This is a genomic window from Pseudomonas sp. JQ170C (assembly GCF_035581345.1).
Lineage (GTDB): Bacteria > Pseudomonadota > Gammaproteobacteria > Pseudomonadales > Pseudomonadaceae > Aquipseudomonas.
The window spans coordinates 4,856,648-4,871,918 of record NZ_CP141608.1 but is presented as its reverse complement, the minus strand read 5'-3'; the positions used below and the strand labels follow the sequence as shown (position 1 = coordinate 4,871,918).

Here is a 15,271-nt window from a genome sequence, read left to right as displayed (position 1 = left end):
AAAATATTCTCAGATTTTTACCTGCGCTCGATCCGCAGGCGGCCGTCGGCCAACGTCACCGTATTGACCGGCAGCAGGGCCGGCAGGGCATTGAGCAGGGCATCGGGGTCGTTGACCGCGAAATTGCCCGACACCTTGTGACGGCCCAGCGCCGGGTCGGCCAGCACGATTGCCGCTGGCCGGTAGAGCGATATCTCATCGATCAGGCTGCTCAGCTCGCGGTCGCGAAAGGTCACGTGGCCGCTGCGCCAGTCGGCCACTTCCTGATCGCTTACGGGCTGCACGCTGAGGCTGCCGCGGGCGGGGTCGTAGACGGCGCGCTGGCGTGCGCCGAGCAGGGCCGGGTCGCGCTCCTCGCCGGGTGTGTCGAGGGCGACCTGGCCGTGGGCCACGCTCAGCACCAGCTCCCGCTGGCCGCGGCGCAGGTCGAAGGCAGTGCCGACCACGCGCACCATGGCGCTGCCGGCATCGACGAACAACGGGCGCTCCTTGTCGGCGGCGACGTCGATGTACAGCTGGCCCTGGTCCAGGTGAATCAGCCGGCGTTCGGCGTCAAAGTCGATGCGCAGGCGTGTGTGGGCGTTGACGCTCAGTTGGCTGCCATCGGGGAGTGTCAGGGTTCGTGGTTGCTCGTCGGACACCGCCACGCTCTGTGTCGAGTGAGCAGGTACCACGCCCAGGTTGCCCACCAGCAAGGCGCACACCAGGGCTGCGGCAGTCGCCAGTGCCGGGCGCCAGTTCCGCACTTTGCGCGGCACCAGCGTCACGGGTTGGTTCATGCGTTTGAGCAGCGCCAGGTCATCCCAGAGTTGTTCAAACTGGGTGTAGGCGCGCGCATGTTCGGGGTGCTGCATCCACTGGGCAAATGCCTTGCGCGCATCGCGCGAAGGCTTGTTGCGGTTGTGGGAAAACCAGCTGGCAGCCTGGGCATCGACCGAGGGCTTGTCGGTGTCGAGAGTGGGGTTCATTCGGGCTGCTCCATGCCGTTGTCACTGTCCAGGCGTTGCTTGCACTGCAGCAGGGCAGCAGCGATGTGTTTTTCCACCATGCTTACCGAAATCCCCATGCGCTCACTGATCTGCGCCTGCGTCAAACCTTCAAAGCGGTGCAGCATAAGGGCTTCGCGGCGGCGCGGCGAGAGGTCGGCGAGCACCTGCTTCAATTGTTCGAGGCGTTGCTGGTGCTGGGCATGATGCAGCGGGTCGCTGCGGGTGTCGGCCGGTGCCTGTTCATTGGCCTCGGTGCTTTCTTCGAGCACGGTGTGGCGCACCTTCTGCCGACGCCAATGATCGCTCAACAAATTGCGCGCCATCTGGAACAGAAACGCCCGTGGTTGCTCCACCCGGGCGCGATCCCGATACCCCAGCCACTGGGTGAAAACGTCCTGGGTCATGTCGGCGGCATCGTTGGCATTGTCTGTGCGCTTGCGCAAGAAATGCAGGATGTCGGCATAGAACCCACGACAGGTGTCATGGGCTATGGGGTCGGGTTTGCGGCGTTGCATGCAAGCTTTCCAGGAGGGACCGGGATGGAAAGTCGCGAATGGTATCGAGAATAATTGTCATTTGCTATGAGTAAATCGTATCGGCTCAACGGCGCTTGCGCGCTGTCACCGGCACCGGAATTTCAAGGTCGGCGGCGCCCAGGGGGTGGCTGCTGGCATCGAAGAAGTGCAGCGCCAGTTCCGGCGCGTCGGCAAAGCGCTGGGTGTAGTGCTGCTTCTGGCTGATGATCGACGCCTCGCTCAAGGGCCGTATGGCAATGGCCAGGTGCGCCGGGCGTGCCTGCTTGATGGCCTGCAGCAGGTGACGGTCGCTGCTGTCCAGGTGCTGGCCGAACAGGCACAGCCCGCCTTGATGCACGGCCAGTTCGCCCAGGCACCAGCTCAGGTAGTCGGAGCTGCGGATGGCCTTGAGCTTGTCGTCGCTGCTGCCTTCGTTGACGAACAACGGCACATCACCCGGGGTGTTTACGGCAAAGCCGTCGAGCAACTGGCCATCGCTGGCGCTGCGTTGGCGGGTGGTGCCATCCGGTTGCTTGAGCAGGTGCAGGCCGCCGTGCAGGTACAGCAGGCGGGTGCCGGGGCGGCGGGTCTGGCGGATGTCGAAGTGGCCCTCTTCATCGAATAACGGCTGGAAGCCTTCCGGGGCCTGGCTGGCGGCCCAGTGGCAGAGCAGGTCGTAGTTGCTCGAATAGACGCTCTGGTAAGTGCGCAGCTCGGCGTTGAGGCGCTGCAGGGTGCTCTTCGGCAGCAACCGCCAGGGAACATGCACGCTGCGCACGGCGTGGATCAGGGCTTCCTTGATGGTGTAGTAGCGGTTCAGCGGTGCCGACGAGCTGATGGCCAGGGCCGCGTTGATGCGCACCGTGGCGTTCAGGGCACTGAGCACCGGCTCGAACAGTTCGCTGCCCAGGGACTTGAACAGCGCCTGGTCGGTCAGGTTCAGGGGCTTGTGCCGCACCCGCTGGGCTTCTTCAAACAGCGAAAAATAAGTGAACGGTCGCCACAGCGCACGACTGGCACCGTTGCCCAGCAGCAGGCCGGTGCTGGGGTGTGCACGGTTCAGATCTGGCCAGAGGTGGAGGCTGGCGTCGAGGTCGGCGTGGGGCATGGGGTTCTCTGTTGGGCATGTGTTTCGATCGGCGCGACTTTAGCACGCAACCACCCTGTCATCAGGCTCGGCGACTATGCTGGGTTCGCAATCAATGAAGAGGAATGCTCATGGGGGGCAAGGGTGTGCGCAGGGGGTGCTGTCTGGCGTTGCTGTCGCTGGCCGGGCTGGTCAACGCGGGGCAGGGCAGTGAACTGGCGGCCAGGCAAGGTATTCCGTACCCGGCGGTGATCGCTCATCGCGGCGCTTCGTTCGATGCGCCGGAGTCCACGGCCCCGGCCTATGTATTGGCCCGGGAGCTGGGCGCCGATTATCTGGAGCTGGACCTGCAGCGCACCCGGGACGGCGTGCTGGTGGCGGTGCACGACGACGATCTGCTACGCACCAGCGATGTGGCTCAGCGTTTTCCTGAGCGCCAGGGCAGCCCGGTCAGTGCCTTCACCCTGGCCGAACTCAAGTCACTGGATGCCGGCAGCTGGTTCAATCAGGCCTACCCCGAACGGGCGCGCGAGCGCTTCAAGGGCCTGCAGATACTCACCCTGGATGAGGTGATGGACATCGCCCAGGGCAATGCGCAGCGCCGCCCCGGGCTGTACATCGAGACCAAGGTGCCCAGCCTGTTCCCCGGTATCGAAGCGGACCTGAAGGCGAAGTTGCAGGCCCGTGGCTGGCTGGACAAGCCCGGTCGGGTGGTGTTGCAGAGCTTTGATCGCAGCAGCCTGGCGCTGCTGCACCAGCACATGCCGCAGGTGCCCAAGATACTGTTGTTGTGGGTGGGCAAGGGGGGCATGGCATCGGCATCGGGGCAGACCTTCGCCGAGTCGGGTGAAACCGACAAGGCCGCGTTCTATGCCCGCCAGCAACCCCGGAGCAACGCCGAGTTCGAGCGCTGGCTCGATTACGCCAGGGCAGCCGGTGCCATCGGTACCGGGCCGTCTGCGGCTCGCACGGCGGGCGGTGCGCAGAGTTATGCCGACCTGGTGCAGCCGTGGATGAACCGCATGAGCCACGACAAGGGCTTGCTGGTGCATGTGTACACCGTCGATGAGGCGGTGGATTTCGACAAGGTCATGGCGGCCGGCGTCGATGGCATCTTCACCAACCGCAGCGGCCAATTGCTGCGCTATTACTCGCGTTCGCCAGCGCTCGGCGAGGCGCAGATTCTCGAGGCCAACGGCTATTGAGGATCTGGCCTGGCGCCTGCGGCTACCGTAGACTCCGCGCTTTGCGCAATCGCTCAGGATTCCCTCGCCCATGACCTTTTCGCTGCTGTTTGCCGTGTTGGCCTCCGGATTCATCTATGGCATTACCCCGGGCCCGGGCGTGCTTGCGGTGCTGGGCATTGGCGCATCCCGCGGGCGCAAGGCCGGGGCCGGGTTTCTCTGCGGGCACCTGCTGGGCGATGTGCTGTGGTGCAGCACGGCGCTGGTAGCGATCGTCGGCGCTCGGCAGATCGGCAGCTCGGTGTTCGACATCCTCGGTTTGCTCAGCGGCCTGTACCTGTTCTGGCTCGGCCTGCGCGCCCTGCGCAGCCGCCCGGGCAGTGGCAACGGCGAGCAAGGGCCGGTGCGCAAGCCGTTCTGGCATGGCATCGTCTTCGGCCTGACCAACCCCAAGGCCTATCCGGTGGCCGTGGCGACCTTTACCGCACTGATCTCCAGTCGCGCCGAAACCCTGGAGTGGTCGATGCTGCCGGCGCTGATCGCCCTGAGTTTTCTCGGCGGTTTGCTGGCTTACGTGATCCTGATCGCCATCGTCGGCGCCCGTCATGTGCGCACCCTCTATACCCGCTATGAACTGTGGATCACCCGTGCCTGCGGGGTGATGTTCATCGGCTTTGCCATCAACGCGCTGATGCATGCCTTGCCGGGGCTGATGCCGCGCTCCTGAGGGCTGGCACAAGGCCGCGCAATCATGTGAGAATGATATGAATTCCTATTCATGACTTCATTTCATTCCTTCACGCCGGCCTTCAATGACTTCGCTTTCCTCGCCCTGGACCGCCTGCGCCGCAGTTTTGCCGGAGGTCGTCCACGACTTGCTGGCGCATTACAGCGACCTGCGTCGCTACCTCTGCGGCCGGCTTCGCAATCCGGATGATGCCGCCGATATCGCCCAGTCAAGCTTCGCCCAGGTCTATGCCCATGCCCTCAACGCCCCGGTCATCAATGCCCGGGCGTTGCTGTTTCAGGCCGCGCGCAACCTGTGCATCGACCAGCACCGGCGTCGGAGCAACGAACTATCGGCCCTGGAAGACTGGCTGACCCGCGCCGATGTGCTGACGCCGAGTGTGGAAGACATCCTCATTGCCCGTGAGCAACTGCAACAGCTGATCGAGCGCATCGAACGCATGCCGCGCCTGCGCCGCGAGGTGTTCGTGCGGGTGCGCCTGCATGGCCATAGCCATCGCCAGGTGTGTGCCGAGCTTGAGCTGTCGGCCAAGGCGGTCGAGCTGCATATCGGCCGGGCGGTGTTCGATCTTTCCGAGCTGAGCCTGGCGGTCCGCGATGCCTGATTCGGCCCCCGCTTCCCCGCGCAAGGTGCAGCAGGCATTGACGTATCTGGCCGCGCTGCACAGCGACGACCCCGAGCGGGTCAATCAGGTGCGCGGCCAACTGGAGCGCTGGCGCAGCAAGAGCGGTGAGCACGAGCGGGCCTGGCAGGAAGCCGAGCAGCGCTGGCAGCTGGTGCACCGGCTGACGCCACAACTGCGCACGGCCGTGACGCCGGAGCCGGTCAATCTCGGTCGTCGGCGTTTGCTGCGCCAGGGCGGCGGAGTGCTCGCGCTGGTGGCCGGCGCCAGTTGGCTGGGCTGGTTGTGGCAGCGGGTGCCGCAGTTCGATCGACTGCTGCAGACTGTCCATGCCGAACCCCCGCGCACCGAGCACTTGCCCGATGGCAGCCAGTTGGTACTGGCAGCCGAGACCAGCGTGCGGGTGGAGTACAGCAACGGGCTGCGCCAGGTTCGCTTGCTTCAGGGCAACGTCTATTTCGATGTGGCGCGCGAACGGTTGCGATCCTTCCTGATTACCACCCGGCTGGGTGAGGTGCAGGTACTGGGCACCGCATTCACCGTCAGCGATCGGGGCGGTGAGATTCACGTCGCGGTGGCGCGAGGGCGGGTCGCGGTACGTGGCCTGCACGGGGGTGAACAGGTACTGGAGGCCGGGCAGCGGATTCGCCTGGGTGAGCAGGGCCAGTTGCAGGCGTTCGATGCCAGCGCCCAGGCTGCGCCGGATGAACGTCACTGGCGCAATGGCTGGTGGTCGTTCACCGAAGCGCCGCTGAGCGAGGTGATTGCCGAGTTCAATGCCTATGCCCTGCAGCCGGTGACGTTGGGTGTCGAAGCCGGGCGTCTGCACCTGACGGGCAGCTTCCCCAGTGACCGGCCGGAAATGCTCTTGCAGACCTTGCCCAGAATCCTGCCGGTGACCTTGCTGGAACAGGGCGGGCAACGTCATCTGGCGCTGCGCTGAACGCGGCGTGCAGCGTTCGGCAAAAAAGTTTGGTTCTTCACGGATTTACGGGTTTGATGTTCTTTGTGGGTTTGTGGGTTTGTGGGTTTGTGGCTTTTAGTGCTGCGGGTTTATCCATTTGCCAAGGCGGCGCTGAGTCACCTTTGCGCCCTTACGGCGCCTTACTTTTTTTCAGTCGAAAAAAAAAAAAGTAAGCAAAAAATTCTCGCCCCACCAGGGGCCCTGCGCTTCGCTCCGGGTCCCCTCACTCCGGTGTCGTTACGGGGTATCGCGGCCTACGAGTTGCAAGCAACTCTACGTCTCGCGACTTCGGCTATCGCCGAAGGTGCTTCGCACTCACCCCTCCACGACACCTACGCTCGGCCCTTCTGGTTAACGGGGCAGGTAGATCAAAAGCAAGATCAAAAGCAAACGCCAAAGCACAAGCAAAAGAGCAAAAGAGCAAAAGAGCAAAAGAGCGGTGCCTACTGATTCACCGGGGTCCAAAAGCAAGAGCGCAGCGAATTGTGCTCTTGATCTTGATCCACCCGCCCCGTTAACCAGAAGGGCCGAGCGGAGGTGTCGTGTAGGGGCTAGCGCGAAGCGCCTTCGGCCGTAGCCGAAGTTGCGAAGCGTAGACTTGGCGAAGCAAGTCGTAGCTCGCAATGCCCCGTAGCGACACCGTAGCGAGGGGACCCGAAGCGAAGCGTAGGGCCTGGTGGGGCAAGAATTGTTTGCTTACTTTTTTTTTCGACTGAAAAAAAGTAAGCCGCCGTAAGGGCGGAAGGGCCAGTGGCGTCACCCTACAAAATGGATAAAGCTCCACCGCCACCGCCACCGCCACCGCCACCGCCACCGCCACCGCCACCGCCACCGCCACCGCCACCGCCGCCACCGCCACCGCCACCGCCACCGCCACCGCCACCGCCACCACCCAAGCCAAACGTTCCCGCCAATCCGTGAAGAACCAAAAGTTTTGAGGGGTAACGGCGTGGTGGCCCGTCTTCATCCACGAACCCACCTCTGCAAGGACAGATCATGTCGTTTTTCCACGCCCGGGCTGGCCGCCCGGCAGCCGCTGCGGTTTTCCCCGGCACCCTTCGCCACCTGGTGCTGGCCTGTGCGCTGGGGAGTGCCAGTCTGTTGCCGGCAACTACCCTGGCTGCGGCGCTGAACACTGGCGGTCCGACCCTGAGCCTGAACCTGCCGGGGCAATCCCTGGACAGCGCCGTCCACGCCCTGGCCCGTGAAGCCGGCGTGGCCATTGCCGCCGACAGCCAGTTGCTGGCCGGGCGCAGCGCGCCGGCCCTGCACGGCGAGTTCACCTTGCAGCAGGCCCTGCAGCGGCTGCTGGCCAATACCGGCCTGGTCGCCAGCGAAGAAAACGGCGTGATCATCCTGCGCAGCCTCGACAGCAACGGCGCACTGACCCTCGGTGAACTGAACATCAACGCCGCCAGCACTCCCGATGGCCTGCCCGAAGCCTACAGCGGCGGCCAGGTCGCCCGTGGTGCGCGCCTGGGGATACTGGGCAACCGCGACATCATGGACACCCCGTTCAACGTCTCTGCCTACACCGCCCAGGCCATGGAAAACCAGCAGAGCGGCACGGTGGGCGCCGTGTTGCGCAACGATCCGTCGATTCGCTTCAGTACCGGTGAAGGCCATACCTACGAGAACTTCATGATCCGCGGCTACTCGCTCGACTCCACCGAGCTCGCCGTCAATGGCCTGTACGGCCTGGCGCCGGATGGCCACACCCCCACCGAGTTTCTTGAGCGGGTCGAAGTGCTGAAGGGGCCGGGGGCACTGCTTACCGGCATGGCGCCCAATGGCGGGGTGGGCGGGGTGATCAACCTGGTGCCCAAGCGCGCAGGCGATGTGCCGCTGACGCGCCTGACGACCAGCTATGTGTCCGATGGCTACGTTGCCGAGCACATTGACCTGGGGCGTCGCCTGGGCGATGAGCAACGCTTCGGAATTCGTTTCAATGGGGTGTACGGCAGCGGTGACACCGGCGTCGATGAGCAGTCCAAGGACCGCACCCTGGCCTCGCTGGGCATGGACTACCGCGGCGATGGCTGGAAGGTTGAGCTCGATGCCTACGAAAGCCACGAGAAAATGGACAACGGCAGCCCGATGATGGCGGGTTTCAGTCGCCTGGGCTCGGTGACCAAGGCGCCCAAGCCGGACACCAACATCCTCAAGGGGATTTCGGCCAAGCAGATCAGCAAGGCGGTGATCCTGCGCGGCGAGTATGACCTGAACGACGACTGGACCGCGTTTGCCAGCGTCGGCAGCGCCCGTACCCGCTACAAGGGCTTTCTCAACGGCACCCGCGTCATCGTCACCAACAGCAATGGCGATGCCAGCGGCGAAACCTACAACCAGGCCGGGTACACCCACAGCCTGTCCACCGAGGCCGGGGTACGGGGCAACTTCGTCACCGGCACGGTCAATCACCAGGTGGTGCTGAGCACCACGCTGCTGCACCAGGACATCGGCCGAGCCGCCACGGTCACCAGTCCCAAATACGTGACCAACATCTATCACCCCGGCAAGCCGATCATCGCTGGCGATCTCGGCGCCAGCGACAAGACCGGCGACAACACACTGTCCAGTTTCTCGCTGGCCGACACCCTGGGCTTTGCCGACGACAGGGTCTTGCTGACCCTGGGTGTGCGCTCCCAGCGGGTACGCCAGAAGCTGAGCAATCCCGCCTATGACGAACGTGCCCTGACACCTGCCCTGGGCCTTGTGCTCAAGCCCTGGGATGCACCGGTCTCGCTCTACGCCAACTACATCGAAGGCCTGACTCAGGGCGGCATGGTCACCGACCTGAGTGCTGCCAACTATGGCGAGCAGTTCGCCCCCTACAAGGCCAAGCAGGTGGAGGCGGGGGTCAAGTGGGACCTGGGCGATTTCACCCACACCTTGAGCCTGTTCCAGATCGAGAAGCCGAGCATGATGCTCGACAGCGCCAGCAATCGGTACACCGATGATGGCGAGCAGCGTAACCGCGGCGTCGAGTGGAACCTGTTCGGTTCGCTGACCCCGACCGTGCGCCTGCTCGGCGGCGTGACCTACACCCGCGCCGAACTGACTCGCACCGCCAACGGCACCTTCGATGGCAACACCGCTCGCGGCGTGCCGGCCTGGTCGGCCAACCTGGGCGCCGAGTGGGACACCCCCTGGATCGAGGGCCTGACCCTGACGGCCCTGGGCATTCACAGCAGCTCGCAGTACCTCGATAGCGCCAACGATCTGAAGATCCCGCAGTGGACCCGCTACGACCTGGGCGGTCGCTACAGCACGCGCATCCTGAGCAAGGACGTGGTGCTGCGCGCAAGCCTTGAAAACGTCGAGAACCGTGCCTACTGGGCCGGGGTGTTCAACGACGGCTACGCCACGGTGAGCGAACCGCGCACCTTGAAACTCTCCGCCAGCATCGACTTCTGAGGTGGCTATGAATGGAATCAACCCATGGGGCTGCGGGCTGCTGCTGGCCCTGGCGATGAACAGTGCGGTGGCCACGACCTCGCTGATGCCCGGGCAGACGGTGAAGGGCAGCGTCGCCCAGGCGCAGCAGCCTGACTGGACGCTGCGGCTGCAGCAGGGAGACTTTGTGCGCGGACGGGTGGACGGCGATATCAGCCTGCGCCTGCTCGATGCGCAGGGGCAGTCGGTGCGGGTGTTGGTCGATGGCCAGGATCAGCCGCGGGACTTCATGTTCATTGCGCCAGCCAGCGGCGACTTTCGTCTGCATGCCGAGCCCTTGGCGACCCGGCCAAAGGCGGATTACGCGCTGAGCCTGAGTCAGGTGGTCAGTGTGGCTGAGCAGAAGGTCACCCGGCCTGCGCTGCAAAGTCCGCTGATGCGCCAGTTGCAGCAACAGCTGCTTCAGGGGCTCGGTACGCAGGCGTTCTGGGCGGCGCGCGAAGCGCAAGGAACGCCGTTGGTCGAAGCCCTGGTCGACAAGCCGGGGTACAGCCTGGTGACGTTCCTGTGGCGCGGTGCCCAGCACAACGTTCGGGTGTTCGGTGCGCCTTCGGGCAACCACGATGAGTTGCAGCGCCTGGGCGATAGCGACGTTTGGTTTCGCAGCTATGAAGTGCCGTCCAGCGCGCGCCTGAGCTACCAGATGGCGGCCGATGTGCCACCGTCCAACGACCGCCGGGTGATACTGGCCACCACCCGCCGCGATCCACTCAATCCCGACGCCTTTGCCGACAGCAGCGGTGATCCGTGGCTTTCACGCTCGCGCCTGGAGCTGCCCGATGCGCCGGCGCAGCCCTGGGTGGCTGAGCGCCAGGATGTGGCCCGTGGCACCGTGGAGCGTCAGGTACTCGGCAGCCATCTGCTGGGTAATGAACGTGACGTGTACCTGTATCGCCCGGCCGGCTGGATAGCCGGCGCACCGGGGCAAGGACTGCTGGTGCTGTTCGATGCCCATGCCTACACCCGCCAGGTGCCGACCCCGACCCTGCTCGACAACCTGATTGCCGATGGCCTGATCCCCGCAACTGCCGCGCTGATCATCGCCAACCCGAGCGATCTCAGTCGCCAGCAGGAGCTGCCGCCCAATCCGCAGTTCGCCCGCTTCATGGCCGAAGAACTGATGCCCTGGGCCAAGGCGCGTGGTCTGCGCGCCGACGCTTCGCGCACCGTGGTGGCGGGTTCCAGTTATGGCGGGTTGGCGTCTGCCTACATGGGCCTGAAGCACCCGGAGTGGTTTGGCAATGTGCTGAGCATGTCAGGCTCGTACTGGTGGGGCAGGGACGGTGAAGAGCCGGGCTGGCTGACCCGCGAATACGTGAAAGCGCCCAAGCAGCCCCTGCGCTTCTACTTGCAGTCCGGCCTGTTTGAAGGGCCGAAGATCCTCGACACCAACCGGCACATGCGCGATGTACTGCTGGCCAAGGGGTACGCGGTGACTCAGGTGGAATACCCGGCCGGGCATGATTACCTGCAATGGCGGGGGAGCTTGCCGTGTGGGTTGATTGCGTTGATCGGCAAGGCGGGGGAGATGCCGAAGGTGTGTCAGCCAGGGTGATCGTATCGCGGGGCAAGCCCGCTCCTACCGGCAGGAGCGGGTTTGTTTCGCGGTCACTGCGCCACCGCTTCCTTGCGCATCCGGTTACGCCACACCCGATAGGCCCGGATCCCCGAGCGCACCGAGCCGAACAACATCCCGTCCTCCATCTCCCGGGCAATACCCGAACGCACCAGCATGCGCAGGAAGCGCCCCTGGGCCCGGGCGATGCCGAAGTGGATGCCGCGGGCGTTGAGCGTGTCGCGCACCTCCCGCAATGCCGATATCCCGCTGACATCAATGGAGCTGACGGCCTCGGCGTCGAACAGCACCGCCCGTGGTTCGTCTTCGCGCTGCACCGCCTCCAGCAGGCGCATCTTGAAGTAGTCGGCATTGAAGAACAGGATCGCGTCGTCGAAGCGATACACCACCAGGCCTTGGACCGTCCGCGCATCCTTGTGCCGGCGGATATCGACCTGACCTTCGATGCCCGGCACCCAGCCCAGTACCGCATCGGTAGGCTGGTAGATGCTGTACAGCAGGCGCAGGATGGCCAGGGTCACGGCGATGATGATGCCCGGTAGCACGCCGACACCCAGCACGCCGACGGTGGTGAGCACGCATAACCAGAACTCGAAACGGCTGAGCTTGTAGATCCGCCCCAGGGATTTCACATCGATCAGGCCCCAGCCGGCCATCAGCAGCACGGCGCCCAGGGCTGCCTGCGGAATCCAGGCCATGGGCGCGGTGAAGAACAGCAGGATCACGGCAATCACTAGGGCGGCGATAATCCCCACCAGCTGGCTTTTGCCACCGACCATGTCATTGACGGCTGTGCGTGAGTCGGCACCGCTGATGGCAAAGCCCTGGGAGACCCCGGCGGCGATGTTGGTCACCCCGAGGGCGAGGAATTCATGGTTGGCGTTGATCGCGTAGCCATGGCGGGCGGCGAAACTGCGGGCGGTGAGCATGGCACTGCAAAAACTCACCGTGGCGATACCCAGGGCATCACGCAGCAGGCTCTTCATCTCCGCCAGGTTGGTTTGTGGCCAGGCCAGTTGCGGGATACCTGCCGGCACGGGGCCAAGCACCGCCACCCCGTAACGGTCCAGGCCGAACAAGCCGACGATCAGGGTCGCCAGTACCACGGTCACCAGCGCCGAGGGCAGGCGCGGGTAGCGTCGCGGCAGCCAGATCAGCAAGGCCAGCCCGGCAAGGCCGATGCTCAGGGTCAGCCACTTGATCTCGCCCAGGCGTTGCAGCAGGTTGATCAGGCTCAGGATGAAACCGTCACCCTCGATCCGAAACCCCAGCACCTTGCCCAGTTGCCCGGCCAGCAGGCTCAAGCCGATACCGTTCAAGTAGCCGATCAGGATGGGCCGGGAGAAGAAGCTCGCGATGAACCCGGCCCGCGCCACCCCGGCGCCGATCAGCATCAAGCCCACCAGCACCGTGATGATCACCGACAACTGCGCCAGCCGCTGTGGGTCACCCATGGCCAGTGGCGCGATGGCGCCGGCGACCATGGCGCAGGTGGCCGCATCCGGCCCCACCATCAACTGCCGCGAACTGCCGATCAGGGCATAGACCATCATCGGCAGGATGCAGGCGTACAGGCCGTATTGCGGCGGCAGGCCGACGATCTGTGCATAGGCAATGGCAATCGGAATCTGGATGGCCGCCACCGACAGGCCAGCCTGCAGATCGGCATGAAACCATTCGCGGCGGTAATGCAGCAGATTGGAAAGGCCCGGGAGCCAGCGAGAGAGAAACATGAACGGGTCCTTTCGAGTGTTTCGCGATGTGACGAAAATGCGCAGTACCGGACATTAAAGCGCACCTTGGCCCGACGCAGCAGCGCGCCAGATCAAAAGACAGCGTTGTTCGGCCCGGGATGGGCGTGCTGGGATTGAAAGGTCAGCAGATTCGGGGGAGGGGATTGGCCTTGGGCCGGAGAAACATGCAGCCAGGTCTTCGTCTGGGAAGCCTGCGTTTCAGGTGGGCTGAAACGTTGGGGAAACTGGAGCGGGTGAAGGGAATCGAACCCTCGTTATCAGCTTGGGAAGCTGGAGTAATGCCATTATACGACACCCGCTTTCAGGCCAGACGTTGTACCAGAAGCGCACTGCGATTTGAAGCCTTGCCCGGAAAAAAGGCTGGGGTCGGCGGCCGCTAGCGCAAGGTCTTGCATCTTCCTTCTGCCCCAACGGGCCGCTGATGCAGGAGGTTGCGCTACCGCCGACCAGGGGTTTCAGATCGCCAGTGCATGGTGCTCCTGGCCGTACTGGTAGCGGACACGAGGTTCACGAACGGCTGCCGGCTTGAGGAAGCCCAGCAGGGCATCGCGCGTCTGGTTGCTGGCCGCTTTGTGTTCCATGTCGAGGAAGTGGCCGGCCGCGCGGATTTCGCTGAAGTGGCTGTTGCGCACGTGATGGCTGAACTGCCGGGCGTCATCGATGGTGGTGTATTCGTCCCACTCACCGTTCATGAACAGAACCGGGATGTCGATCACACGGGCCGAGCGCAGGGCGTTGTCCAGGTCGTGGTCGAGCACCTGGTTGATGTGAAAGTGCATCTGCGCATACTCGTGATTGTCCAGGCTGCTCACATGCCGGTAGTTGAAGCGCTTGAACAGCGACGGCAGGTGTTTGCCGATGGTGTCGTTGACCAGGTTGCCGACGTTGTAGCGGTCGCAGGTGCTGAGGTACTGGCAGCCCTTTTCCAGGTAGTCGCGCATCGGTTCGTTGATCACCGGCGAGAACGAACTGACCACCGCCTTCTGGATACGCCGCGGCTTGTGTGCCAGGGCCAGCAAGGTGCAGGCGCCGCCCCAGGAGAACGACATGACGTGGTCGGCGGCGAAGTGGTCGATCAGCTCCAGCAGGATCTGCCCTTCGGTTTCCTTGGTCAGCAGCCGCTCATGGCGATTGTACGCCTTGGACTTGCCGGCGTAGGGCTGATCGTAGAGCACCACGTTGAATTGCGGGTGCAGGCTGCGCACCGTCTGGGCAAAGGAGGCCGTCGTGGCCAACGACCCATTGATCAGGATGATCGTTTTCTCGGCGCCCTCTGCGCGATAGAACTCCGTGTAAACCCGATACTGACCTTGTATATCAAGCACAGCAATTTCTGGCCTCATGTCGTCGACTCCTGGCGCAAAAAGGGTGTTCGCACATGCAAGGATGCGCGTTCTTTATGACAGGTAGGCATGCGCCTTGAAGAGAAACCGAGGGCCCTTGTCGATCCTGTAACGCCTGGTCGACGGGTATTGTTCTAGGTGGGCAATCTGCCGGACTCCGGTGCATCGAGGCCCCGGTAGCCAGCAAAAAGGTGTCTTGGACTACGGGCGTGACTGACAAGTCACATGCAGACCGACGATTGGATTCAAGCAGGCAGCGAACTAACCCGCAAGTGCCTTTGGGGAAATTGACGGCATCTTTCCGCCAGGCGGTCGCCGGCTCAAATCGCCTGGATTTCTTCGGGATAGAGCGCTCGGTACTCGCCAGGGCGCAAGCCTGGGTCGAGGGTGAGCGGGCCCATGCGCTCGCGGTGCAGGCGCAGCACCTTGTTGTTGAAGTGGCCGAACATGCGCTTGACCTGGTGGTAGCGGCCTTCAACGATGCTCAGGCGGGCGCTGCGCGGGCCGATCAGCGTCAGTTCGGCGGGCAAGGTGGTGAGGTCTTCGAAGGCGAAGTACAAGCCCTGGGCGAAGGTGTCGATGTAACGGGGTTCGATCACCTGTTCGGTCTCGACGTAGTAGACCTTGGGCAGTTTGGTTTTCGGTTGGGTCAGTCGCCGCGACCATTGGCCATCGTTGGTCAGCAGCATCAGGCCAGTGGTGTTGTAGTCCAGGCGCCCGGCAATGTGCAGATCATGGGTGTCCGCTTCGTCGATCAGGTCCAGCACGGTGGGGTGTTCCGGGTCCTGGGTGGCGCTGACGCAGCCCTGGGGCTTGTGCAGCATCAGGTAACGGGCCGGGCGCCCGGCCTGCAACAGCTGGTCGTCCACCTCGATGCGGCTGAACTCGCGGACTTCCAGGTGCGGGTCGCTCACGCAGTAGCCGTCCACGCGCACGCGCCGCTGCACCAGCAGCAGGCGTACTTGCTGGCGGTTGAAGCAGGGCAGGTTGCTGAGGAAACGATCGAGACGCATACAAGGCCAGGGTCCGGGCG

General features: G+C 64.0%; 13 protein-coding genes and 1 tRNA gene. 6 read left to right on the top strand and 8 right to left on the bottom strand.

Annotated features, from left to right (window positions below):
• Positions 1-17: 17 nt before the first annotated feature.
• The 3 genes from U9R80_RS22125 to U9R80_RS22115 all read right to left on the bottom strand — a co-directional run bounded on the left by U9R80_RS22125 (position 18) and on the right by U9R80_RS22115 (position 2,612).
• The gene (locus U9R80_RS22125; protein ID WP_301840411.1) at positions 18-968 is read right to left on the bottom strand and encodes a FecR family protein; all 951 of its coding nucleotides are present in this window, start codon (positions 966-968) and stop codon (positions 18-20) included.
• Entirely contained in the window at positions 965-1,504 is a 540-nt protein-coding gene (locus U9R80_RS22120; RefSeq protein ID WP_301840412.1) for an RNA polymerase sigma factor, read from the bottom strand. Before U9R80_RS22120 ends, U9R80_RS22125 begins: the two co-directional genes overlap by 4 nt.
• 85 nt (positions 1,505-1,589) lie before the next feature.
• The gene (locus U9R80_RS22115; protein ID WP_301840413.1) at positions 1,590-2,612 is read right to left on the bottom strand and encodes a DUF4917 family protein; all 1,023 of its coding nucleotides are present in this window, start codon (positions 2,610-2,612) and stop codon (positions 1,590-1,592) included.
• A gap of 110 nt (positions 2,613-2,722) precedes the next feature.
• On the opposite strand from U9R80_RS22115, the gene U9R80_RS22110 reads away from it, so the two are divergent.
• From U9R80_RS22110 to U9R80_RS22095, 4 genes are all read left to right on the top strand, one after another.
• Complete coding sequence (locus U9R80_RS22110; RefSeq protein WP_301840414.1) at positions 2,723-3,796, top strand: glycerophosphodiester phosphodiesterase; 1,074 nt, start codon at positions 2,723-2,725, stop codon at positions 3,794-3,796.
• Positions 3,797-3,866: 70 nt separating this feature from the next.
• The gene (locus U9R80_RS22105; protein WP_301840415.1) at positions 3,867-4,502 is read left to right on the top strand and encodes a LysE family translocator; all 636 of its coding nucleotides are present in this window, start codon (positions 3,867-3,869) and stop codon (positions 4,500-4,502) included.
• Positions 4,503-4,587: 85 nt separating this feature from the next.
• A complete protein-coding gene (locus U9R80_RS22100) occupies positions 4,588-5,127 on the top strand; it encodes an RNA polymerase sigma factor (protein WP_301840416.1) in 540 nt (179 codons plus the stop codon).
• Positions 5,120-6,088, top strand: a complete 969-nt coding sequence (locus tag U9R80_RS22095; RefSeq protein WP_301840417.1) for a FecR family protein — start codon at positions 5,120-5,122, stop codon at positions 6,086-6,088. The genes U9R80_RS22100 and U9R80_RS22095 overlap by 8 nt, the downstream gene beginning before the upstream one ends.
• 782 nt (positions 6,089-6,870) lie before the next feature.
• Here U9R80_RS22095 and U9R80_RS22090 read toward each other — a convergent pair.
• Positions 6,871-7,023 (bottom strand): hypothetical protein, encoded by a 153-nt coding sequence (locus tag U9R80_RS22090; RefSeq protein WP_324803955.1) that lies wholly within the window; start codon positions 7,021-7,023, stop codon positions 6,871-6,873.
• Between the two features lie 82 nt (positions 7,024-7,105).
• On the opposite strand from U9R80_RS22090, the gene U9R80_RS22085 reads away from it, so the two are divergent.
• Both U9R80_RS22085 and U9R80_RS22080 read left to right on the top strand, forming a co-directional pair.
• On the top strand, positions 7,106-9,526 hold the full coding sequence (locus U9R80_RS22085; protein ID WP_301841183.1) for a TonB-dependent receptor: 2,421 nt from the start codon (positions 7,106-7,108) through the stop codon (positions 9,524-9,526).
• 7 nt (positions 9,527-9,533) lie between these two features.
• Positions 9,534-11,120, top strand: a complete 1,587-nt coding sequence (locus U9R80_RS22080) for an alpha/beta hydrolase-fold protein (RefSeq protein WP_301841184.1) — start codon at positions 9,534-9,536, stop codon at positions 11,118-11,120.
• A 53-nt stretch (positions 11,121-11,173) separates the two neighbouring features.
• Here U9R80_RS22080 and U9R80_RS22075 read toward each other — a convergent pair whose 3' ends face one another.
• The 4 genes from U9R80_RS22075 to U9R80_RS22060 all read right to left on the bottom strand — a co-directional run bounded on the left by U9R80_RS22075 (position 11,174) and on the right by U9R80_RS22060 (position 15,251).
• Positions 11,174-12,874, bottom strand: a complete 1,701-nt coding sequence (locus U9R80_RS22075; protein WP_301841185.1) for a SulP family inorganic anion transporter — start codon at positions 12,872-12,874, stop codon at positions 11,174-11,176.
• Between the two features lie 246 nt (positions 12,875-13,120).
• A tRNA-Gly gene (locus U9R80_RS22070) sits at positions 13,121-13,194 on the bottom strand.
• 156 nt (positions 13,195-13,350) lie between these two features.
• On the bottom strand, positions 13,351-14,238 hold the full coding sequence (locus U9R80_RS22065) for an alpha/beta fold hydrolase (protein ID WP_301841186.1): 888 nt from the start codon (positions 14,236-14,238) through the stop codon (positions 13,351-13,353).
• A 320-nt stretch (positions 14,239-14,558) separates the two neighbouring features.
• Positions 14,559-15,251 carry a pseudouridine synthase gene (locus U9R80_RS22060; protein ID WP_301841187.1) on the bottom strand — a complete coding sequence of 231 codons (693 nt, stop codon included), beginning with the start codon at positions 15,249-15,251 and terminating at the stop codon, positions 14,559-14,561.
• Positions 15,252-15,271: the final 20 nt, after the last annotated feature.